At 72.7% G+C, this 20,728-nt stretch carries 21 protein-coding genes and 1 pseudogene; 11 read left to right on the plus strand and 11 right to left on the minus strand.

Annotation, left to right across the window (positions count from 1 at the left end; genetic code table 11):
• From PS271_RS00005 to PS271_RS00045, 9 genes and pseudogenes are all read left to right on the plus strand, one after another.
• Positions 1-444 (plus strand): annotated as a pseudogene (locus PS271_RS00005) (ABC transporter ATP-binding protein); the annotation flags it as partial.
• Positions 437-1,219, plus strand: a complete 783-nt coding sequence (locus PS271_RS00010; RefSeq protein ID WP_398378861.1) for an ABC transporter permease — start codon at positions 437-439, stop codon at positions 1,217-1,219. The pseudogene PS271_RS00005 and the gene PS271_RS00010, both read left to right, overlap by 8 nt.
• 35 nt (positions 1,220-1,254) lie before the next feature.
• Positions 1,255-1,962, plus strand: coding sequence for an HAD family hydrolase (locus tag PS271_RS00015; protein WP_398378864.1), 708 nt, complete (start codon positions 1,255-1,257; stop codon positions 1,960-1,962).
• A 178-nt stretch (positions 1,963-2,140) separates the two neighbouring features.
• Complete coding sequence (locus PS271_RS00020) at positions 2,141-3,469, plus strand: B12-binding domain-containing radical SAM protein (protein ID WP_398378866.1); 1,329 nt, start codon at positions 2,141-2,143, stop codon at positions 3,467-3,469.
• Positions 3,466-4,587, plus strand: coding sequence for an aminotransferase class I/II-fold pyridoxal phosphate-dependent enzyme (locus PS271_RS00025; RefSeq protein ID WP_398378868.1), 1,122 nt, complete (start codon positions 3,466-3,468; stop codon positions 4,585-4,587). The genes PS271_RS00020 and PS271_RS00025 overlap by 4 nt, the downstream gene beginning before the upstream one ends.
• Before the next feature lie 8 nt (positions 4,588-4,595).
• Positions 4,596-5,324 carry a P-loop NTPase family protein gene (locus PS271_RS00030; protein WP_398378870.1) on the plus strand — a complete coding sequence of 243 codons (729 nt, stop codon included), beginning with the start codon at positions 4,596-4,598 and terminating at the stop codon, positions 5,322-5,324.
• 2 nt (positions 5,325-5,326) lie between these two features.
• Positions 5,327-6,475: an acyl-CoA dehydrogenase family protein gene (locus tag PS271_RS00035; RefSeq protein ID WP_398378872.1), complete on the plus strand. Its 1,149-nt coding sequence runs from the start codon at positions 5,327-5,329 to the stop codon at positions 6,473-6,475.
• A 74-nt stretch (positions 6,476-6,549) separates the two neighbouring features.
• Positions 6,550-6,990, plus strand: coding sequence for a type II toxin-antitoxin system RatA family toxin (locus PS271_RS00040; protein ID WP_398378874.1), 441 nt, complete (start codon positions 6,550-6,552; stop codon positions 6,988-6,990).
• Positions 6,987-8,003, plus strand: a complete 1,017-nt coding sequence (locus PS271_RS00045; protein ID WP_398378876.1) for an NAD-dependent epimerase/dehydratase family protein — start codon at positions 6,987-6,989, stop codon at positions 8,001-8,003. The genes PS271_RS00040 and PS271_RS00045 overlap by 4 nt, the downstream gene beginning before the upstream one ends.
• Positions 8,004-8,057: 54 nt before the next feature.
• On the opposite strand, the gene PS271_RS00050 is transcribed toward PS271_RS00045, so the two are convergent.
• The 4 genes from PS271_RS00050 to PS271_RS00065 form a co-directional block, all read right to left on the minus strand.
• Positions 8,058-8,627, minus strand: coding sequence for a hypothetical protein (locus tag PS271_RS00050; RefSeq protein WP_398378878.1), 570 nt, complete (start codon positions 8,625-8,627; stop codon positions 8,058-8,060).
• Positions 8,628-8,739: 112 nt separating this feature from the next.
• On the minus strand, positions 8,740-9,726 hold the full coding sequence (locus PS271_RS00055) for a hypothetical protein (RefSeq protein ID WP_398378880.1): 987 nt from the start codon (positions 9,724-9,726) through the stop codon (positions 8,740-8,742).
• Entirely contained in the window at positions 9,723-10,244 is a 522-nt protein-coding gene (locus PS271_RS00060; RefSeq protein WP_398378882.1) for a PadR family transcriptional regulator, read from the minus strand. Before PS271_RS00060 ends, PS271_RS00055 begins: the two co-directional genes overlap by 4 nt.
• A gap of 42 nt (positions 10,245-10,286) precedes the next feature.
• Complete coding sequence (locus PS271_RS00065) at positions 10,287-11,000, minus strand: transglycosylase SLT domain-containing protein (RefSeq protein WP_398378884.1); 714 nt, start codon at positions 10,998-11,000, stop codon at positions 10,287-10,289.
• A gap of 502 nt (positions 11,001-11,502) precedes the next feature.
• Between PS271_RS00065 and PS271_RS00070 the strand changes: the two genes are divergently transcribed.
• Positions 11,503-12,126, plus strand: coding sequence for a hypothetical protein (locus PS271_RS00070; protein WP_398378886.1), 624 nt, complete (start codon positions 11,503-11,505; stop codon positions 12,124-12,126).
• A 78-nt stretch (positions 12,127-12,204) separates the two neighbouring features.
• Here PS271_RS00070 and PS271_RS00075 read toward each other — a convergent pair whose 3' ends face one another.
• The 4 genes from PS271_RS00075 to PS271_RS00090 all read right to left on the minus strand — a co-directional run bounded on the left by PS271_RS00075 (position 12,205) and on the right by PS271_RS00090 (position 16,996).
• A complete protein-coding gene (locus PS271_RS00075; RefSeq protein ID WP_398378888.1) occupies positions 12,205-13,215 on the minus strand; it encodes a lytic polysaccharide monooxygenase auxiliary activity family 9 protein in 1,011 nt (336 codons plus the stop codon).
• 93 nt (positions 13,216-13,308) lie between these two features.
• On the minus strand, positions 13,309-14,739 hold the full coding sequence (locus tag PS271_RS00080) for a glycoside hydrolase family 18 protein (RefSeq protein WP_398378890.1): 1,431 nt from the start codon (positions 14,737-14,739) through the stop codon (positions 13,309-13,311).
• 131 nt (positions 14,740-14,870) lie between these two features.
• A complete protein-coding gene (locus tag PS271_RS00085; protein WP_398378892.1) occupies positions 14,871-16,289 on the minus strand; it encodes a sensor histidine kinase in 1,419 nt (472 codons plus the stop codon).
• On the minus strand, positions 16,286-16,996 hold the full coding sequence (locus tag PS271_RS00090; protein ID WP_356282669.1) for a response regulator transcription factor: 711 nt from the start codon (positions 16,994-16,996) through the stop codon (positions 16,286-16,288). The genes PS271_RS00085 and PS271_RS00090 overlap by 4 nt, the downstream gene beginning before the upstream one ends.
• Positions 16,997-17,029: 33 nt before the next feature.
• Between PS271_RS00090 and PS271_RS00095 the strand changes: the two genes are divergently transcribed.
• On the plus strand, positions 17,030-17,554 hold the full coding sequence (locus PS271_RS00095) for a hypothetical protein (protein ID WP_398378895.1): 525 nt from the start codon (positions 17,030-17,032) through the stop codon (positions 17,552-17,554).
• Between the two features lie 19 nt (positions 17,555-17,573).
• Here the strand turns inward: PS271_RS00095 and PS271_RS00100 are convergent, their stop codons facing one another.
• The 3 genes from PS271_RS00100 to PS271_RS00110 are packed head-to-tail and all read right to left on the minus strand — an operon-like array spanning position 17,574 to position 20,707.
• Entirely contained in the window at positions 17,574-18,248 is a 675-nt protein-coding gene (locus PS271_RS00100; RefSeq protein ID WP_398378897.1) for a GntR family transcriptional regulator, read from the minus strand.
• Positions 18,249-18,305: 57 nt separating this feature from the next.
• Complete coding sequence (locus PS271_RS00105) at positions 18,306-19,706, minus strand: aldehyde dehydrogenase family protein (protein WP_398378899.1); 1,401 nt, start codon at positions 19,704-19,706, stop codon at positions 18,306-18,308.
• Entirely contained in the window at positions 19,703-20,707 is a 1,005-nt protein-coding gene (locus PS271_RS00110; protein WP_398378901.1) for a proline racemase family protein, read from the minus strand. The genes PS271_RS00105 and PS271_RS00110 overlap by 4 nt, the downstream gene beginning before the upstream one ends.
• Between the last annotated feature and the right edge of the window lie 21 nt (positions 20,708-20,728).

Consider the following 20,728-nt stretch of genomic DNA (forward strand, 5'->3'; position numbering starts at 1 on the left):
GTCGACGTGCAGACCCGTGAACAGCTGCTGGAGATGGTCCGCACCATGGCCGCCGAGGGCACCGCCGTCTGCTACTCGACGCATTACCTGCCCGAAGTGGAGTCCCTCGACGGCTCCGTCGCCGTGCTCAGCGACGGCCGCATGGCCGCCCGCGGCACGCTGAAGGAGCTGGTGCGGCAGTACGGCGGCAGCGGCGTCGAGCTCACCTTCTCCGGAGGACCGCCCGACCTGCTCCTGCCCTGGCCCGTGGCGCGGGACGGCCGGGTCCTGTCGGTGACTGTGGAGCAGCCGCACCTGGCGGTGCCCCGGGTGATGGAGTCCCTGGGCGAGGCGGCCGGGGAGCTGGTCAACCTGCGGATCGTCCAGCCGAGCCTGGACAGCGTGTTCTTGCGGGTCACAGGACGCCGGTACGACGCGGCCACGGAGGAGGAACCCCATGCGTGACGGTGCGCCCGGGCGGATCGCCGCACTGATCCGCCAGGACATCCGGCTCCAACTGCGCGACCCGGCCCCCCTGATCGTCCGTACCGTCATGCCCCTGCTGCTCATGGGCTTCATGCAGCCGCTGTTCCGTACAGCGCTCAGGGCGGACCGGGTGGAGGGCGCCACAGGTGCGGAGCAGGCGGTGCCCGGCATGGCCGTCATGTTCACCTTCTTCCTGGTGAACCTGGTCGGCTTCGCGGTCTTCCGGGAGCACGGCTGGAAGACCTGGGACCGGCTCCGGGCGAGCCTCGCCCGGCCCGGCGAGGTCGTCGCCGGCCGTGTCGTCGTCCCGCTGGGCATCGCCGTACTGCAACTCGCGGTGGTGTTTCTCGCCGGCGGGCTCCTGTACGACCTGCGGATCACCGGCTCGTGGCCGGCGCTCGTCGCGGTCGGGGCGGCACTGGCACTGTGCGTGGTCATGTTCGGCATGGCGCTCGTGTCGCTCTGCCGCACGGTCTCCCAGCAGGCCGTGTTCGCCAACCTCGCGGCGCTGTTGTTCGCGGGCCTCGGCGGTGCGCTGACGCCGCTGTCCGCCCTGCCGGACTGGGCGCGCCCGCTGGCGCCCGCGGTGCCCAGCTACTGGGCCATGCGCGGCTTCACGTCGGTCGTCATCGACGGGGGCGGAGCCGGCGCGGTGCTGCTGCCGGTGGTGGTCCTGCTGGGCTTCTCCGCCGGCTTCTCCGCCGTGACGCTGGTCTTCTTCCGCTTCGAGCACCAGAAGGTCTCGTGGTCATGACGGATCGAGAGACGGGTCAAGAGACGGGTCGGGAGATGGATCGTAAAACGGCTCAGAAGGCGGATTCCCGGGGCGGCACGGCCGGCGGCGGGACAGTGGTGGTCTTCGACTGCTTCGGCACGGTCGTCACCGAGCGGCGCCCCATGCCGGGCCCGGACGACTTCGCACGGGCGGTCGCCGACGTGCTCGCCCTGGACCGGCGGCTGGCCGGGGAGGTCGTGGAGACGGTGTTCACCACGCTGTACACCGCGCTCGTCGACAAGGCCGCCGTCCAGCCGGGGACCCGCGACCTGCTGGTCACCGCCCTGGGGGAACGGGGAGTGGTCCGCCCGGCGGAAGACGTCGACCGGGCCCTGTGGCGGGCTCTCGGGTGCGAGGACGACGACCGGTACGAGCTGTGCGAGCCGGCCGCCGACGCCCTGCGGCGCACCGCCGCGGCCGGCCACGCGGTCCGCCTGATGTCGAACTGCTACCTTCCCGGCAACCTGATGCGCCGCCTCCTGCGCGATCTCAAGGTCCCCGAGGTCTTCGACCGCGCTCTGTTCACCGCCGACGGAGGACCGAAGAAGCCGGACGCGCGCGCCTTCGAGCTGATCTCGGCCGGCCCCTTCCGGCGCAGGATCATGGTCGGCGACTCCGACGCCAACGACATCGTCCCGGCCCGCCGGCTCGGCTGGGAGGTGGTCCCGGTGGATCCCGCCCGCCCCCGGTTCGCCGGGCTCTACACGCTGCTGAGCCTGTGACGCACGGATCCGTGCCGCGTGCATCCGTGACGCGCGGACCTGTGACAGGCCGGAAAACCGTTCCGCCCAGAGGAACACCCGCTCACCGGCCGGTCGTCCGCGGATAGCGTTTCACGGCGACGCGCCGCGACGCGCGGCCCTCCGCCCTCCTCTGTGCACCATGCCGAAGGAGCCCCCTGTGAGAGTCCTGGTCATCTGGCCTCCCCACGTCCCCGGTTACTTCAACGCCGGCCACCACACCCCGCTGTACATGACGGCCGGTCACCTGCGCCGGCTGCCGGCGGTGGAACGGGTCGACGTACGGGACGCCGGCGTGCTGAACACGCACTGGAAGGCGGTCGGCGACCTCCTCCACCAGGGCCGGTACGACGTCATCGCGATGATGAACGACTTCGACGCCATCGACGGCTTCGAGCGGTTCACGGCCTACGCCCGCGAACTGTCCCCGGACAGCCGGCTGATCACCTTCGGCCGCCTGAGCAGCATGAACCCCGGCTTCTTCCAGCGGTACGGACTGGACGCGATCGTGCGGTCCGGCGACTACGAGGCGGGCGTCGCCCACTACGTCCGCGCGCTCGCCGCGGGCACACCCCACCGCGCGCTGCCCGGCGTCGCCGTACGCCATGGGGAGCAATGGCAGCCGCCGTCGCGCGACGGGGACAGCCTGCCTCCCGCGGAGTGGACGCTGCCCGACGTCCGGGAGATCCCGTACGAGCATTACGACCGGCTCTACGCGCGGGACGAGGACAAGTTCTGCGGCATCCCCTTCCGCCGGGAACTGGTGGTCCCGGCGGCCCGCGGCTGCCCCATCGGCTGCGAGTTCTGCGAGGTGCACGAGATCTTCGGGCTCCGCGAGCGGCGGCTGTCCACCGACGCCGTCGTCGCGTACATCGAGGAATGCCTGAGCGCCCTGCCGTTCGAGTACGTCTCCTTCTACGCGCCTACGTTCACGCTCGACAAGCGGTGGGTCCGCGAGCTGTGCGAACGGTTCCTGGCCGGCCCCGTGTCGCCGCGGTGGAAGTGCGCCACGACGGTCCATCACCTCGACGCCGGCCTCGTGGAGCTGATGGGCAGAGCGGGCTGCGTGCGCATCTCCGTGGGCCTGGAAACCCTCGAACCCGACGGTCATGGCGCGCTGCCCCGGGCCAAGCGGATCGAGGAGGAGCGGTTCCGGGAGCTCGCGGAGCAGTGCGCCGGGGCGGGCATCGAACTCAATGCCTTCGTGATCATCGGCCTGCCCGGCACCGGGCCGGAGGGGGCGCGACGCACCCGGGAACTGGTGGAGCGGGTCGGCGCGCGCTTCCGCCCCACGATGTACACACGGCTGCACGACATGACTCCCGCCATGACGCCGCTGGAGATCAGCAGGTTCAACCGGCACCTGATCGCCGACCCCGGCCACGCGCCGGACGACGGGCTCTACGACTTCCTGTTCGGCCGCGAGACCCGGGTGACGTCCGTACACGAGCAGATCCCCGTCGTGGCCGCGGCCCGGAGCAGGGTATGAGCGCCCCGCCGGGCGCGACGTCGGCGAGCGCCGTGCCGTTCCCCACCCGGCGGGCCGTATGGGACCTGCCGTGGGAGCCCCGGCGGCAGCGGCCCGGGGTCCTGAACCTGAAGAGCTGCGAACTGCGCCACCCCGCGGCCGCCGAACTCGTCCGCGCGGCGGCCCGCCGGCTCACCGTCGCGGACCTGATGCACTACCCCTACCAGCAGGCCCTGCTGGCCGCACTCGGCGGCTATCACGGCCACGACCCGTCCGGCATCCTGCTCACCGCCGGCTCCGACTGCGCCGTCGGCCTCGTCGTGGACGCCCTCGCGGCCGGCGGCGCGGGAGGCCTGATCCTGCACGAGCCGGCGTTCGAGAGCTGGCGCTACTACGCGGCCCTGCGCGCCGTGCCCGTCACGGGCTGCGCCGCACCGGATGCCGGGGCGTCCCGCCTCGACCCGGCCGGGCTGCACGCCACCATGGCGGACCACCCCCCGGCGGTGGTGGTGGTCACCAACCCGGCGAGCCCGTCGGGACTCGCCCTGGCACCGGAGGAGATCCGCGAGACGGCCGGGCTGGCGCGGCGCGCGGGCCATCTGCTCGTCGTCGACGAGTGCTACGGCGCCTTCACCGGCATCACCCATGTCCCGCTCGTCGCCGCGTCACCGCACCTGCTGGTCGTCCGCTCGTACTCCAAGACCTTCGGGCTCGCCGGGGCGCGCATCGCCGCCGTGTTCGGCTCACCGGCGCTGGTGTCCTACCTGTCGCGGTTCCGGCCGGACAGCACGGTCTCGGCCACGGCGCTGGCGCTGCTGCACGCCCTTCTACAGGACCACGACCGGTTCGCGGACGTATGGCGCGACGTACGGGCCGTGCGTGCCGAATTCATCCGGGAGGTGCGCGCGGGGCACCCGGGGTGGCAGGCTCTCGACCCCGGCGGCAACTACGTGACGTTCCGGACCGGCGACCGCTCCCTGCCCGGGCGGATGACACGCCATCTGGACGAGCACGACGTTCGTATCCGCCCGCTCGACGGCCTCCCGGGGCTGGAGGGGTGCCTGCGGGTCTCCCTCGCGGATGCGCCCGCGATGCGGAAGGTGGCCGCGCTGATGACCGGCCCGGCGGCCCCGCGATGACGCGCGCCGTGCCGCACAGGATCGTGGTGCTGGGCAGCCCCGGCAGCGGAAAGTCGACCTTCAGCCACGCCCTCGCGGCCGGTACGGGGCTGCCGCTGATCCACCTCGACGACCTGTACTGGCGAGCGGGCTGGCGCAGGCCTCCTGCGCAGGAGTGGGAGCGGACGGTGGAGCGGCTCGCCGCCGGACCGCGCTGGATCATCGACGGCAACTTCGCCGGCACCGTGCGGCAGCGCGTCGAGCAGGCGGACACCGTGATCCTGCTCGACCGGCACCCCTGGCTGTGCGCGGGCGCTCTCGTACGCCGCTCTCTGCGGCTGCGCCGGGACGCGCTGCGGGGGCGCCGGCCCCGGGACTACGTGCCGGCCGGGCTGGCGGCGGACGACCCCCCGGTACGCAGCCTGACCGCCCTCGTCCGCAAGGCCGCCGGCTTCCGGTGCCGCGAGCTGCGCAGGATGCGTCCCGTGCTGGCATCCTGCTCCGCCCCGGTCCTGCGCTGCCGCAGTCGCCGGGCGTCGGCGCGGCTGCTCAGGCAGCTGTCGGCGCAGGCCCGGCCGCTGCCGGCCGGCCTTGCCGGGAAGGATCAGGCACTGGTGTGCACATGTGCCCGGCGGCGGAGCCGCGATGGTGGTGGCCCGGTGCCGGATCCACCCGGTCAGCCGCTGTGTCCCGGTCAGCCGCCGCATCCGGACCAACCGTCGTCCCCGGCCCGTCCGGTCCACGAGAGGAGCACCTGAGCATGGGCAAGCCCGCAGATCGGGAGCAGCCGCCCCATGCGGCACTGCTCGCCTCCGGCTGGCGTGCCGGCTGGGTGCCGGACCCCGCGCCGGACGGCGCCTCGGGCCCGGACCGGATACGGCAGGTGGCGGCGAGCGGCTTCGCCGCGCTGGGCATCCCCCGGGAGTTCGGCGGCGGCGGCGCCGACCTGGTCGAAGTGGCCTCCGCGCAGCGCGCCCTGGGAGCCGCCGACCCGTCCGTCGCCATCGCCCTGAACATGCACTCGTTCACCGTGGGGCTGATGGCCGACTACTGGCGGCGTCACCGGGACACCAGCTGGATGCTGCTGGAGGGCATGGCCGGATCGCACGCCCTCGTCGCGTCCGCATTCGCGGAGCCGGGCGGCAGCCCCAACTTCATGAGCAGCCGGTCGTCGGCGGTCGAGACCGGCAAGGGCTATCTGGTCTCCGGGGTCAAGTACCCCTGCTCACTGGCGTCCAGCGCCACCCTGGTGTGCCTGACGGCCCGCGTCGAGGCGACGGACGAGACGATCCTCGCCCTCTGTCCCGCCGCCTCCCCCGGGCTCACGGTGGAGGGCGACTGGCCGTCCCTGGGCATGACCGGCTCGGACACGGCCAAGATCGTGCTCCGGGACGTGGAGCTCGATGACCGTCTCGTCTTCCACCGCGGACCGGCCGACGTCATCGACGACAACGTGATCTCCGGGATGGTCTGGTTCTCGGTGCTGCTGAGCGCCACCTACCACGGCGTGCTCAGCGCCCTTCTCGACCTGGCCTTCACGCAGGTGACCGGTTCCGGCCAGTACGGTCCGCGCGTCGCCCTCCTGGGCCGCGCGACCCGGGAGGTGCTGACGCTCGGCGGTGCCTGCCGCCAGCTCGGCCGGGACTTCGAGGACGGCGTCCTCCGTGGCCGCGCGGCCCTGGCCGCGGCGATCGCACTGCGCGCCACTCTCAGCGACGTACGGGACCGCGTCACGTCGGCCGTCACCCCGGTGATCGGGAGTCGCCTGTACACCCGGGGGCACCCCGCGGCGCGGCTCCTCGTCGACTCCCTGGCCGCGCACCACCATCCGCCGAGCCTGCTCGTCTGCGACCAGGTCGTCGGGGACCACTGCACAGGACGTGAGATCAGCTTCGACCCGGCCGGCTGAGCGGTCCGCACCGTCCGCACCCTCCGAACCGGACCGCACGCCGAGAGAACCGTCCCAAGAGGAGAGCACCCGCCATGCCCCAAGTCGAAGTGAACCTGCGGATCGAGGCACCGGTCGAAGAGACGTGGCGCGCCGTCACGCGCCTGGAGGACTATGCGGCCTACATGGACAACGTCGAGTCCGTGACGGTGCGGGGCGAGTCGCACGGCAAGCGCGTGAGCGAGTGGTCGGTGCTTCTCAAGGGCTCGGTGCTGGAGTGGGTCGAGGAGGATCAGCTCGACGAGCCGTCCCGCACGATGACGTTCGATCAGATCTCGGGGGACCTGGACCGGTTCACCGGCTACTGGCGGGTGGACCCGCAGGGCCGGGGCGCGTCCCTCGTGACGTTCTCGGTCGACTTCGAGATCGGCATCCCGCTCCTTGCCGACATGCTCAACCCGGTCGCCACGAAGGCGCTGCGGGAGAACTCCGAGCAGATGCTCCGGGCGATCGAGAGGCGGCTCGTCGTCTCGTGACTCCCCCCGCACGCATTCTCGTCACGGGTGCCACCGGCGCGGTCGGCGGCGCGGTCCTGTGCCGGCTGGCCGCGGCGGGCCACGACGTGTACGGGGTGAGCAACCGCGGCGGCTCCGGCTCCCGCCAGTTCGCCTGGCGGATCGGCGCCGAGGAGCCCCCGGAAGCGCTGCGCGGCCCCTGGCACGCGGTGGTCCACTGTGCGGCCGACACCCGCTGGAACCTCTCGGCCGCGGAAGCGGAGGCGGCGAACGTGGCTCCGCTGCGCGCCCTGCTGAAGTGGATGGGCGATGACGTCCGCCTCGTCCATCTGTCGTCGTCCTACGCGACCGGGCTGACGGGCAGCGTGGAGCCCACGTCGCCGGACGCCTACCGCAACACGTACGAGTGGTCCAAGGCAGCCGGCGAGCGGCTGATCGCCGCCGAGTCCGCGTCGGCGGACGTAGTCCGTTTCCCGATCGTGATGGGCACGCGCCGGGACGGCTCCCTGGACCGCTACAGCGGCTTCTTCTGGCTGCCGTCCTCGCTGTGCACCGGGGCCGTCCCCGCGCTGGTCGGCGACGAGAGCGCGTACATGGACATCGTCAGCACCGACGACATCGCCGGGCACGTCCGGAAGCTGGTGGAAGGGGACCGGCCCGACGGGATCAGGCTCTCGGTGCTGGGCCGCGGCGACGGCGCCCCGCGCGTCGCGGAGGTCTTCGACACGATCCTGTCCGCCCTCAACGACTGGCGCGCGGACAACGGCGTGCCGGCGCTCCAGCCGCTGCCCTACGTGTCGGTGAGCCAGTGGAACCGGTTCTACCTGCCGTTCGCGCGGGAGCACTTGGACCGGGCGCAGCTGCTGCGCGTCACGGCCTTCCAGGCCTACCAAGGCTACTTGTCGATGACCGACCCGTTCGAGGTGACGCACAGGGTGGACCCCATCCTGCCCACCCTGTACCGCTCCATACGAGGATGGGCCGAACACCACGCCCCATCCGCCCGCCGCATCCCCAGAGCATGGCGCGCGTAATCCGCCCGGCCGGTTGCCCGGCCCCCGGCAGGGCGGGGGCCGGGACGGGGGCGGTCAGTTGTTCCAGGGGTTGGCCGGCTGGTCGTTGATGGCCGTCCAGAAGCGCGTGCCGGCGGGGACGTCACCGTAGGCCCAGAAGCTCCAGCCTCCCGAGCTCTCCAGGTTGGGGCCGTATCTGCCGTCGTGGAACTCGGCCATGCGCCAGCCCTCGCCGAAGGTGTTCGCGCAGACGCCGTCGGCGGCGGCGCGGCTGGTCAGGCGGGTGCCGCGGATCGGGTTGGTGGCGGCGACGGCTCCGCGGGCCCAGCCCGCGTAGAAGCCGGGGGTGATGCCGGCGGGGGCGGCCCGGCCGTCGATCCTGAGGCAGAGCACGGGCAGGGCCGTGGTCGTGGCGGTGTCGCCCTGGTACGGGTTGCTCAGGGCGCCGCCGCCGACCTGCACGGTCCCGCTGGGGCCGTCCGCCATCAGCGTCCAGGTCATGGCCTTGCCGCCGGAGTGGGTGGCGGGCGCGGCTGCGGTGGCGGGCGCGGCGAGGCTTCCGGCCGCGGCGAGCGCCGCGACGCCGAGCGCGAGGGCTGCCTTCACCGACTTCACCGACTTCACCGGGGATTTCACCGAGCGCATGACTTCTCCTCACTGATGTGACTTGAGATGCATGGCGTGACGTGACGGTGCGGATTCTCCACGCTCTTCACAGGGCCTCCAAGCCCGGAACCGGACACCCCGTCCCCGGCTTTCAGCCGAAGCGTTCGACGAGTCCGGCGAAGGCGGAGAAGGCGGGCTTGGGCGCGTAGTCGTCGGTCATGAGCCCGAACCGGTGGAACAGGCCGGGCTGCTCACTGTCGGCGTCGCGCAGGGCGAAGTGCGTGTAGCCGCTCAGTCCGAGCGTCCCGACCTGGGCGGCGACCACTCCGACCACGGTCTCGACGACTTCGGCCTGCCGGTGGACGGGCCTGCCGGGGCCGGTGGGCCAGCCGTTCTCCGTGATGTGCAGGGGCAGGTGCCCGAGGCCGGCAGGGTCCAGGACCGTACGGCGGTGGTGGCGCAGCAGCCCCTCGACGGCGTCCGGGAGGGCGGGCGCGGCGACGGGCCGGAAGACGTCGGGGAAGAAGTCCAGGCCGACGTAGTCCAGGTCGGCGAGGAAGGCGTCGCCTGCCCGGCGGGTCAGGTCGGTGACGAAGGAGGCGGCCGGCCCGAAGAGCGGGGTGGTGTTGAAGCCGACCCGCAGGTGGGTGTGCCCGAGGGCGCGTGCGCGCTCCTTGGCCGCGGTCACCCCGCGGACGATCGCCTCCTGCACGCCGGGGTAGGCGCCGTCCAGGGTGGGCATCGACGTCATGTTCGGCTCTTCCGTCACTTGCAGGGTGCTCGTGACGGCCCCGTACTGCTCGACCAGTTCGCGAAGGAAGGCGCAGTAGCCCTCGATGTCACCGGCGGCGGACTGGTACTGGGCGACGAGATCCAGGCGGCGGCCCCGCACGGCGTACCGGGCCGCGTCGGCCGGCGCGGACGTGGCATGAGGGCGGCCGAGCGCGGTGGTGTCGTTGAAGCGGGTGTAGGCGCGGACGAGGAAGGGGCGGCCGGGCCTCCCCTGGAGCAGGTCGAGCGCGGCGGTGATGCGGGACGGGTCGTCGGGCGGGCCTGCTGCCAGGCCTCCGGTGTCGTCACCGGCGACACCGCCCGGGTATATCCCGAAGAGCATTCCGTCGTGCACTGTCGGCGTCATGGGGCGATTCCTCTCGACCGGGTTTCGAGCAGGGCGCGGCGAAGGGCCCCGCCGGCCGCCCGTGCGGAAGCCAGGCGCTCCTCGTCGGCCGCCGTGCGCTGCCGGAGCCGCTGCGCCCGCTCGGTGAGGGCTGCCACGGTACCGTCCGGACCGAGCGCGCCGAGGTAGGTGACGGCTCCGAGGAAGCGGGTGAACTCCCGCTCGGGGTTACGGATCCGGCCGTCCAGCCGTCGTACGAGTTCTTCGCGTCCCGCCTCCGTGAGCGCGTAGACGGTCCGCTCCGGACGGTTTCCCGAGCGCTGCCGGCCCTGAACGGCCATCCACCCCGCCTCTTTGAGGGCGGCGACGGTGTTGTAGAGCGTGCCGCGCGTGATGGCGACCGCGTGGCTGTCACTGCGCTGCCACAGCTCGGCGAGCATCTGGTACGGGTACGAGGCCTGCTCCAGCAACAGGCCCAGCACCGCCAGCACGAACGCGCGAAGGGCGGTGGCGCCCCGGGTTGCGTTCCGGGGTGCCACCGCCCTCGCGATGGTGTTCAGCTGTCTGCTGTCGGCTCCGGATCAGTACGCGGAGTTGACGTTGTCCATCGAGCCGTACTTGTCGGCGGCGTAGTTGCAGGCGGCGGTGATGTTGGCGACCGGGTCGTAGATGTCCCAGGACGTGCCCTCGACGTGGTACGCCTTGAACGTCGGGTCGATCATCTGGAGCAGGCCCTTCGACGGCACACCGTTGGCGGCGTTGACGTCCCAGCCGTTGATCGCCCGCGGGTTACCGGTCGACTCACGCATCACGTTCTTCTTGATGCCCTCGTAGGAGGCGGGGATGCCCTTCGCACGCAGGATGTCCAGAGCCTCGCTGATCCAGCCGTCCACGTCGTTCGCGTAAGCCTTCTTCACCGGAGCGGCAGGCTTGGCGGCCGGGGCGGCGGGCTTGGCAGCCGCGGCGGGCTTGGCCGCGAGGGCCTTGCGCTCGGTGGACCGGTTGGCGGCCTGCTTCTCGGCACGCGCCTTGTCGGCCTGCGCCTTGCCGGCGTCGGCCTTGGCAGCCGTGACCGCGGCGGCGGTCTGCGCCTCCAGCGCACCCTGCTGCGTCTCACCGAAGGACTCGGCGCTCCACGCCACCGGCTTCACCGAAGCAGCGGAAGCGGTGCCGGCGGCGAAAGCGTGCGGGGCGACGGCCACCGCGACGACGGCGGCACCGGTCGCGGCAAGGCCGGCAACGGAGAACTTGTGAATCTTCGGGAGACGGTTATAGCGGGAGATGGTGGAGCGCATGAGAGAGCTGAACCTTCCGATCGCGGATGTCGCCCGGCCCTGAAGCGGCGCAATAACGAAGCGCCGTTTCTCGGTCGACGGCGCCCAGCGACTCCGCAATTGTTAGCGGCGGCCAAAACCCCTGACAAGCACTGTGACCTACTACCGGCATTCATTGAATGGACCGGCCACGGCCGCTCAGCCTTTACCGTTCGGCATTTCGACCACTAAGACCCTTAGTAAGTGATCCAGGCCTCATGGGCGGCCTCACATCGGCGGGACGCGAGGGTGACGGGGAGCGAGTGATCCCGAGCGCAGCGTCAGCCGGACCGCGGATATTGATCAATTACCGGCAACCCCGGCCGGAATTGAGCGCGAATACGGCCGTGACCTGCAAAGCTTGCCATTTCCCTACCGGAGTGTTCAGGCTTATCCCGCACTTAAGCCCGCTTCCCGGGGAAATTTCCATGACCCAGTAATGAGTCAGCCTTACCGCCGTAAGGGTCTGCGTTTGGAGAATCGCGTGTCCGCTCTGCCGTCCGAACCGCCCCTGTCCGTCGTCCATCCACGAGGCCCCGTCCGCGCCGTCGCCCCCTCGTCGGGTGCCCGGCACGCGAAGCCTCTGGCCCTCTACGACTCCTGGTGGACGGTCGCCGCAGCCGGAGTGGCGATCTGCGGGGCCTGGGCCGTCTCCGTGTGGATATCCGTGCACCTCCAGGCCGACGCGACGCTCCACACCGCCGCGCTCTTCGTCCACCTGGCCAGCCTCGTGCTCGGCTTCGGCGCCGTGCTCGTCGCCGACTACTACGGACTCCTGTGGATGACCGGCCGCTGCACCCTCCGCGAGGCCCTCGGCAGCGCGGGCCGCCTGCACGCGCCCATCTGGGCCGGACTCGTGGGCCTCGTCGCGAGCGGCATGCTGCTCCACCCCAACCCCTCCGCCACCCTCACCGCTGTCAAGCTGGTGATGGTCCTCGTCCTCAGCCTCAACGGCCTGCAGGCGGGCCTCCTCAACCGGCGCATGGCCGAGCAGACCTCCGCCTCCCCCTCGACGGGCATCCTCGCCTGGGGCGGAGCCACCGCGCTCGTCTCCCAGATCTGCTGGTGGGGCGCCGTCGTCATCGGCTTCCTCAACACCCAGAGCTGAGCACGCCCACAGGAACACGGTCAGCAGTCCTACGACTGCTGACCGTGTTCATGTCTGCGCGAGGCAGCCGTCAGATGCTCAAGCGCGGCTCCGGGCCGCGCGCCGCCGCATGGTCAGGAACAAGACGGCCGAACCGGCCGCCAGGGTCCCGGCGCCGGCGACGGCCAGCATCGCCGTGCGGCTGTCGCCGCCGGTCTCGGCCAGCCGCCCGCCCTGGGCGGAGGGGGCGCCGTCGCCCTCGCCCTTCACCGCGGCCTGCGGCTCGTGCCCGCCCATGGCGTGCGCGTTCTCGGCGTGCGCGCCCTCGTGTCCCTCCTCGCCCGGGCCGTCACCCCCGTGCCCGCCGTGATCGACGGTCGACTTGGCGGCCTCCTGGCTGATCTGCGCCTCGCTCGGTGCGGACGCGGCGGGGGCGGCGGCAGCGGCCTTCGCCGCCGCCGGCTTCCCGCCGAAGTCCACGTCGGAGCAGGTGTAGAACGCCTCGGGGCTGTCCGAGCGCTGCCAGATGCTGTAGACGAGGTGGCGGCCGGACTTCTTCGGGACCGTCCCGTCGAAGACGTAGCTCCCGTTCTTCAGCGCCGGGTTCGTGACCTTGGCGAAGGGCTTCGCCTCCAGGTCCGACCACTTCAGCGGCTTCCGCGGATCGTATCCGTCCTTGGTGACGTACAGCTCGAACGTGCCGCGGTGCGCGGCGGTCGCCCGGTACGTGAAGGTGTGCTTGCCCGGGGCGAGCTTCGTCCCCGGCCAGTCGGCGCGGGCCGCGTCCAGCCCCTTGTACTTGTCGCGTCCGGCGCTGCACAGCTTGCCGTCCGGGATGATCTGGCGGTGGCGGCCGGCGGCGGTGCCGATGTTGACCTCGTTCCAGTCGTAGAGCGGTTGCGTGCCGCCGGCCGCGACCATCGCCTTGCAGGCCGCCGAGCGCGGGTGCTCCGGGCCCTCGGCGAAACAGGCGGAGACCCGGCTGACCGGATCCGTCATGGAGCCGTGCGCGGCGGCCGGCCCGGCGGCCAGCCCGGTGAGGGCGAGGCCGAGGGTGAGGGGGGCGATGCCGAGTGCGGAGATGCGGGCAGCCTTGCGGCGCGTGGGCATGGGGGTGTCTCCTTCATCGTCTTCATCGGTGGGGGGAGATGTGGGGGGAAATGTGGGGGGTGGGGGGAATCTGAAGGGGGGAACGGGAAGCGCTCAGCCCTTGAAGGCGCCGAAGGCCCTGGTGAAGGCGAATTCGTCCTGGAGGACGGAGCTACAGGTGGCGGACGCGGAGTTCTGCGCACCGCCCGGGCACTGCTTGTCGCGCGTGGCGGACCACATGGAGAACCACCCGAGGCCCTTGGAGCGGGCGAACTTCACGAGCTGATCCGCGTCATCGGTCTTGAACACCTCGCTGGCCACGTCGTTGACGCCGATCATCGGGGTGACCGCGACGGCCTTCCACGCGGCCGCGTCGCTCAGCCCCAGCACGCCCTTGACCTGGGCCTGCGTGGCCGTGGCGGCGTCGATCGCGTACTGCCCCATGTCGCCGGTGAAGGACGAGCCGTAGTCCATGGCCATGATGTTGACCGTGGAGACGGACACGCCGTTCTTCTTGGCGTTCCCGACGAGGTCGACGCCGTCCTGGGTGAGGCCCGTGGGCATCACCGGGAGCGTGAAGGAGACGTCGAGGCCGGGATGGCTCTTCTGCAACTGCGCAATGGCCTGGGCGCGGCGCGTGTTGGCGGCGGTGTTCGGCAGAGCGCTGCCTTCGATGTCGAAGTCGACCTTGGTGAGCTTGTAGGCGTCCACGACCTTTCCGTACGCGGCGGCGAGGTCGCCGGCGGAGGAGCAGGCGAGGCCCAGTTCGGACCCGGCGGCGCCGCCGAAGGAGACGCGTACGTCGCCGCCCGCCTCGCGCAGCCGGCCGATCTGCTGGGCGACGGGATTGCTGTCGAGGTCGCTGACACCGCCCCACTTGGGGGTGCAGCCGCCGCCGGCGGTGACGAAGGCGAGGGTGAAGTCCTTGACGCCCGTCTTCCCGGCGGTGGCCAGGAGGTCGTACGAGGGGTGGAGGAGGGTGTCGACGTACGGGGCGAACGCGGCCTTCGCGCCGCCGGGGGCGGGGGTGCCCCCGGTCGGGCCGGGGCGGGAGGGGCTCGGTGCCGGATGAGAGGGACTCGGCCCGGTCGGCTGCGGGCCGGGGTCCTTGTCCGTCGAGCACTTGGCTCCGTTGATCCGGCAGTTGGCCGGGGCGGCGCCGGCCGCGGCGCCGGTGGCCACGAAGCCGACGGTCACGGAAGCGCCCGGGGCGATGGTCCCGTTCCAGCTCTCCGGCTCGACGGTGACGCCGCGGCCGCTGACGGTGTGCTTGCCGTTCCACAGGGACGTGATCTTCGCGCCCTCGGGAAGGTCGAACGTCAGCTTCCAGCCGGTCAGTTCCTTGCCGGTGCCGTTGGTGAGGACGTACTGCCCGGTGTAGCCGCCGGACCAGGAGCCGGTGGTGGAGAAGGCCGCGCCGACGGTCGTGGCCTGTGCCGTGCCGGTGAGGGTGAACGCGGCGCCGGTCGCGAGCGCCGCGGCGGCCCCGATGCCGGCGAGCCGTGCCGTGCGGCCGACTCGCCGGCGGTGTGCGGAGGAACCCATCGCGTGCCTGCCTGTTCTCACTTGGGGGGTGGGTACAGGCGGCACGCTAGCGAGAGCGAACCGGGCAAATCCCCCAACCACCCTCGGGGACCGGCTTCTTATGGCCCCCTTAAGGAACGCATGGGCGGGCGTTAATGCCGGGCCCGGCCGCGCCGCACCCGGCGGCGGCGCGCGCGGCGCCGCGGCCCGTCCCCGCCGTCCAGCGCGAGCCACACCCGCACCTCCGTGCCGCCGAGCACCGACCGGCCGATGCGTACGTCGCCGCCCGTGGACTCGGCGACCCGGCGCACGATGTCCAGGCCGAGCCCGGTGGAGCCGGGCCCTCCGTCGCCGTGGCCGCGGCGCAGCGCGGCGTCGGGGTCCGCGATGCCGGGGCCCGCGTCGGAGACGAGGACGATCACGGCGTCCTCGCTGCGGTGGACGTCCACGGCGAAGGCGGTGCCTTCCGGGGTGTGCCGGAAGACGTTGCCGAGCATCGCGTCGAGCGCGGCGACGAGTTCGGGGCGGGAGACGGGGACGCGTACGGTCGCGTCGACGCCGGCGAGCCCGGCCGCGCGCCCCTCGTCCTCGGCGAGCGCGGACCAGAAGTCCATGCGGTCGCGGATCACTTCGCAGGCGTCGCAGCCGAGCGGGGGCCGCTCCTTCTGCTCGCCCTGCTCGCGGGCGGCGCGGATGAGCTGGTCGACCTCGCGTTCCAGCTGGGCGACGGCGGCGCGGGTCTGGTCGGCGGCGGGGCCGTCGCCGAGGGACGCGGCGTTGAGGCGGAGGACGGTGAGGGGGGTGCGGAGGCGGTGCGAGAGGTCGGCGGCGAGTTCGCGTTCGGCGGCGAGGAGCTGCACGATCTTGTCGGCCATGGAGTTGAACGCGACGGCCGCGGCACGCAGTTCGGCCGGCCCGCCCTCGCGGACGCGCACGCCCAGCTTCCCCTCCCCCAGCTCGGCGGCGGCCCGTGCGAGCCGCTCCGCCGGGCGTACGAGGCGCAGGCCGAGGCGGTCGGCGAGGGCGACGGATCCGACGACGAGGCCGAGGCCCACGGCGGCGAGGATCGCCCAGGACGTGGTGACGCCGTTGGTGACCGCGCGGTGCGGCACGTAGACCTCGACGACCGCGAACTCGCCGGTGCTCAGGGCCGTCGGCTGGAGCAGGGCGTAGCCGCCGGGCACGGAGGTGACGGCGGAGCGGCCGCGGCGGGCGGTCTCCACGTCGCGCGGGTCGGCCCGGCTGCGGCCGATGCCGAAGGCCTCGCGCGCGGGCGCGGAGCCGGCGTCGCGGCTGCTGGTGTCTGTTCCGCGGCGCGCGGCGCCGTCGCCCGGTACGTGGACGGCCATCCGCTCGTCCCCGCCGGCCTGGGAGCTGGCGACGGCGCGTTCCAGCTGGTCGCGGTCGGTGGTGATGGCGAGCGCGGGCCGGATCTGGGCGGCCTGCCGTTCGGCGTCGGCGAAGGCGCGGTCGCGGGCGAGTTCCCTGACGACCAGTCCGAGGGGCACGGCGAAGGCCAGCACCACCATGACCGTGACGGCCAGGGACACCCTGACGAGCGCCCATCTCATGCCGGTTCCGCCGGGGGCTGTTCCAGCTTCACCCCGACCCCGCGCACGGTGTGCAGGTAGCGCGGGCTGGCGGCCGTCTCGCCGAGCTTGCGGCGCAGCCACGACAGGTGCACGTCGATGGTCTGGTCGTCGCCGTAGGACTGCTGCCAGACCTCGGCGAGGAGCTCCTTGCGGGGCACGACGACGCCGGGGCGGCCGGCCAGGTAGGCGAGCAGGTCGAACTCACGCCGGGTCAGATCCAGGGCGGCGCCGTCCAGTTCGGCGATGCGGCGCAGCGGGTCGACGGCCAGCCCGCCGACGCGCAGGGCCCCGGAAGGCGCCGGGTCGCCCGCCGCGCCGCCGCCCCTGCCCGTGCGGCGCAGGACGGCGGCCATGCGCGCGGTCAGGTGCGCCACGGAGAAGGGTTTGACGAGGTAGTCGTCGGCGCCGTCGGTGAGCAGCCGGATGATCTCCGCTTCGTCGTCGCGCGCGGTGGCGACGATGACGGGCACGTCGGTGATGCCGCGCAGCATCTTCAGGGCCTGCGCCCCGTCGAGGTCCGGCAGGCCGAGGTCGAGGATGACGAGGTCGAAGCCGACCTGGGCGACTTCGCGCAGCGCTTCGAGAGCGGTCCCGACGCTGCGTACGGTGTGCGCGGCCTCGGTCAGCTCCCGGATGAGGGCGGAGCGCACGAACGGATCGTCCTCGACTACGAGCAGTCTTGCCATGGGCCGCACCGTACGCCATACGGGTGAGGCACCATGAGCCAGGTGAGGCGAGGAATCATGCAGGCCCTGGCGTGGGTGCTGGCGACGACGGCGGCCATGGCGGTGTCCTGGTACGGGGTGCGGACCGTCCTGACGGGCACGGCCTACGAGCCGCCGCGCGCGCTGCCGATCTCCGGCACGACGCCACCGCTCGAACCGGCGGCGCGTGGGTCGGCTCCCCCGCCGAGCGGCCGGGAGCGGCCGTCCCCTTCCCCGCCGGCTCCGAGGAGCGCTGCGCCCTCCCCCTCGGCCTCCTCTCGATCTGACGCCCCGTCGACGCCGCCGCCCGGCGACAACGGCGAGGTGAAGAGCTTCCCCGTCCGGGGCGGGCGGGCGGTCTTCGACCTGGGCGAGTCCTCGGCCGCGCTCGTCTCGGCGACGCCGGACGAGGGCTGGCAGATGCGCGTGTGGAAGCAGAGCGCCTGGATCCGGGTGGACTTCATGTCCGGCACGAGGACGACGTCGCTGTTCGTCACCTGGAACGGCCATCCGCCGCAGGTCCGAACGGTGGAGAACTGACCGAAGGCGGAGGGCGGGCCTAGCCCTTGTCGCTGCCCTGCGCCCACAGGGAGCGCACGTGGCCGAGGTGGCGGGCCATGCACTTCTCGGCGCCCTTGGCGTCGCCCGCGAGCATCAGCTCCAGGAGTTCGAGGTGTTCCTCGGCGGAGGGGATGAGGTCGCCGCGCTCGTCGAGCGCGGTCAGCCCGTACAGGCGCGAGCGCTTGCGCAGGTCGCCGACCGTCTCGACGAGGCGTTCGTTGCCGGAGAGGGCCAGCAGCGTGAGGTGGAACTGCCGGTCGGCCTCCAGATAGCCGATGAGGTCGTGGTCGCGGGCGGCGCGCACGATCTCCTCGGCGACCGGGCGGAGCGCTTCGAGGTCCTCGCGCGCCGCGGTGCGGGTGATCCGCCCGGTCATGGGGACCTCGATGAGCGTGCGGATCTCGGTGTACTGGTCGAGGTCGCGCTCGTTGACCTCGGTGACCCGGAAGCCCTTGTTGCGGACCGGCTCGACCAGGCCCTCGCGGGCGAGGTCGAGCATGGCCTCGCGCACCGGGGTCGCGGAGATGCCGAAGTCCTCCGCGAGCTGCGGTGCGGAGTAGACCTCGCCGGGGCGGAGTTCGCCGGAGATGAGGGCGGCGCGCAGGGCGTGGGCGACCTGATCGCGCAGCCGCTCGGTGGCGGTGATGAGGTTGCGCTGCTTGAGGTGGCCCATGGTGTCCCTTTCGTGCCCCGATGGACTGGACCACCAGCGTACAATGTCACATCTTGCTCAGGGGGCGAGGGTGTAGGTGCGGCTGGAGGTGTAGAAGTCCAGTACGGCGCGGCCCTGTTCGCGGGGCCCGTGGCTGGAGGCCTTGGTGCCGCCGAACGGCACGTGGAAGTCGGCGCCGGTGGACGGCGCGTTGATGCGGATCATGCCGGTGTCGAGGTGGTCGAGACCCTCCAGCACCGCCTCCAGGCCGGCGGTGTGGACGGACGTCACCAGCCCGTACGGGACCGCGTTGCTGATCCGTACGGCGTGCGGGAGGTCGTCCGCGGGCAGCAGGGCGGCGACGGGCGCGAAGACCTCTTCGGTGAGCAGCGGGTGGCCGTCCGGCACCTTCTCGGCGAGCGTGGGGGCCGCGTACCAGCCCGGGCCGTCCACGGTGCCGCCCGCGGCGAGGACGGGGACGCCGGACAGCGCTTGGTCGAAGCGGTCGCGGGCCCGGCCCGAGATGAGGGGGCCGCACACCGTCGCGGGGTCGCCCGGGTCGCCCACGGGCAGTGCGCGCACCGCCTCCGCGAGGGCTTCGCGGAGCGGGTCGAGGGCGGCGCCGACGGCGATCACGCGGCTGGTGGCGGTGCACTTCTGCCCCGCGTAGCCGGCGAGGGCGGCGGCGATGTGGGCGGCGGCCCGCCCGATGTCGGCGTCGGGCAGGACGATCGCCGCGTTCAGCCCGCCCGTCTCGGCCTGGACGGGGACGCCGCGGGCGGCGGCCGCCCGGGCGACGGTGCCGCCTGCCGCGGTGGAGCCGGTGAAGGAGACGACGTCGGCGGCCGAGACGACGGCCGCGCCTTCCGTCGCGCCACCGGTCACCACCGTGAACACGTCCTCGGGCACGGCCGCTTGGACGAGTGCGGCCAGGCGGCGGGCGCAGGCGGTGGCCTCGGGCGCCGGCTTGAGGACGACCGTGTTGCCCACCGCCAGCGCCGGTGCGGCCTTCCACGCCGGGATGGCGAAGGGGAAGTTCCAGGGCGTGATCAGGCCGGCGACGCCGTGCGGGCGGCGGCGGGTCAGCAGCAGCCCGGGGCCGGCGGCCGTCTCGTGGACCGTGCCGGCCGCTTCGTAGGGGGCCTGGGCGTAGTACCGCCAGATCGCGGCCGTCCGCGCGACCTCGGCCCGCGCCTCGGCGAGGGGTTTGCCCGTCTCGCGCACGGCGAGGGCGGCCAGTTCCGCGGCCGCGGCCTCGACGGCCGAGGCGACGGCCCCGAGCGCCGTGGAGCGGGCGGCGGCCCCGGCGCGGGCCCAGCCGGGCTGGGCGGCGCGGGCCCGTTCGACGGCCTCGACGGCGGCCGGGGCGCCGGGCGCGGCGATCTCGGTGACGACGTCGGCGGGGTCGGCCGGGTTGACGGAGACGAGGGGGGTGCCGGGTTCGGCGGATGCGAAGGGGCCGGTCGGCTTGGCGGTCACAGGAGGAATCCTCCGGGGAAGGGGTCGTCCGGGTTGAGGAAGTACTGGGCGGTGCCGGTGATCCAGGCGCGCCCGGTGACGGCGGGCACGACCGCCGGGAGGCCCGCGACCTGCGTCTCCCCCACCAGGCGGCCGGTGAACCGGGTGCCGATGAAGGACTCGTTGACGAAGTCGCGCTCCAGCGGGAGCGCGCCGCGGGCGTGCAGCTGTGCCATGCGGGCGGAGGTGCCGGTGCCGCAGGGGGACCGGTCGAACCAGCCGGGGTGGATGGCCATGGCGTGCCGGGAGCGGCGGGCGTCCGAGCCGGGGGCCGCGAGGTAGACGTGCTTGAGGCCGTTGATCTCGGGGTGCTCGGGGTGGACGGGCCGGTCGGGCGAGGCGTTGATCGCGTCCATGACGGCGAGCCCGGCGGCGAGCAGGTCGTCCTTGCGGTCGCGGTCGAAGGGCAGCCCCAGGGCGCCGAGTTCGACGAAGGCGTAGAAGTTGCCGCCGAAGGCGAGGTCGTAGGTGACCGTCCCGTATCCCGGCACGTCCGCCTTGCGGTCGAGGCCGAGGCAGAAGGAGGGCACGTTGGTGAGCGTGACGGCCTTGGCGGCGCCGTCCTCCACCTGCACGTCGACGGTGATCAGGCCGGCGGGGGTGTCGAGGCGCACGGTGGTGACGGGCTCGGTGACGGGCACCATGCCGGTCTCGACGAGCACGGTCGCGACCCCGATGGTGCCGTGCCCGCACATGGGCAGCACCCCGGAGACCTCGATGTAGAGGACGCCGTAGTCCGCGTCGGGCCGGGTGGGGGGCTGGAGGATCGCGCCGCTCATGGAGGCGTGGCCGCGCGGCTCGTACATCAGGAGCGTGCGGACGTGGTCCATGTGCTCGATGAAGTGGAGCCGGCGCTCGGCCATGGTGGCGCCGGGGATCACGCCGACGCCACCGGTGATGACGCGCGTGGGCATGCCCTCGGTGTGCGAGTCGACGGCATGGAAGATGTGGCGGGTTCGCACGGACGTCCGTTCCTTTCGGCT

It is taken from the genome of Streptomyces sp. SCA2-17, assembly GCF_044336695.1.

Coding starts and splice junctions, on each gene's coding strand:
- PS271_RS00010 (WP_398378861.1), top strand. CDS start 437: ATGCGTGACGGTGCGCCCGGGCGGATCGCCGCACTGATCCGCCAGGAC.
- PS271_RS00015 (WP_398378864.1), top strand. CDS start 1,255: ATGGATCGTAAAACGGCTCAGAAGGCGGATTCCCGGGGCGGCACGGCC.
- PS271_RS00025 (WP_398378868.1), top strand. CDS start 3,466: ATGAGCGCCCCGCCGGGCGCGACGTCGGCGAGCGCCGTGCCGTTCCCC.
- PS271_RS00035 (WP_398378872.1), top strand. CDS start 5,327: ATGGGCAAGCCCGCAGATCGGGAGCAGCCGCCCCATGCGGCACTGCTC.
- PS271_RS00040 (WP_398378874.1), top strand. CDS start 6,550: ATGCCCCAAGTCGAAGTGAACCTGCGGATCGAGGCACCGGTCGAAGAG.
- PS271_RS00050 (WP_398378878.1), bottom strand. CDS start 8,627: ATGCGCTCGGTGAAATCCCCGGTGAAGTCGGTGAAGTCGGTGAAGGCA.
- PS271_RS00055 (WP_398378880.1), bottom strand. CDS start 9,726: ATGACGCCGACAGTGCACGACGGAATGCTCTTCGGGATATACCCGGGC.
- PS271_RS00065 (WP_398378884.1), bottom strand. CDS start 11,000: ATGCGCTCCACCATCTCCCGCTATAACCGTCTCCCGAAGATTCACAAG.
- PS271_RS00075 (WP_398378888.1), bottom strand. CDS start 13,215: ATGCCCACGCGCCGCAAGGCTGCCCGCATCTCCGCACTCGGCATCGCC.
- PS271_RS00080 (WP_398378890.1), bottom strand. CDS start 14,739: ATGGGTTCCTCCGCACACCGCCGGCGAGTCGGCCGCACGGCACGGCTC.
- PS271_RS00085 (WP_398378892.1), bottom strand. CDS start 16,289: ATGAGATGGGCGCTCGTCAGGGTGTCCCTGGCCGTCACGGTCATGGTG.
- PS271_RS00090 (WP_356282669.1), bottom strand. CDS start 16,996: ATGGCAAGACTGCTCGTAGTCGAGGACGATCCGTTCGTGCGCTCCGCC.
- PS271_RS00095 (WP_398378895.1), top strand. CDS start 17,030: ATGAGCCAGGTGAGGCGAGGAATCATGCAGGCCCTGGCGTGGGTGCTG.
- PS271_RS00100 (WP_398378897.1), bottom strand. CDS start 18,248: ATGGGCCACCTCAAGCAGCGCAACCTCATCACCGCCACCGAGCGGCTG.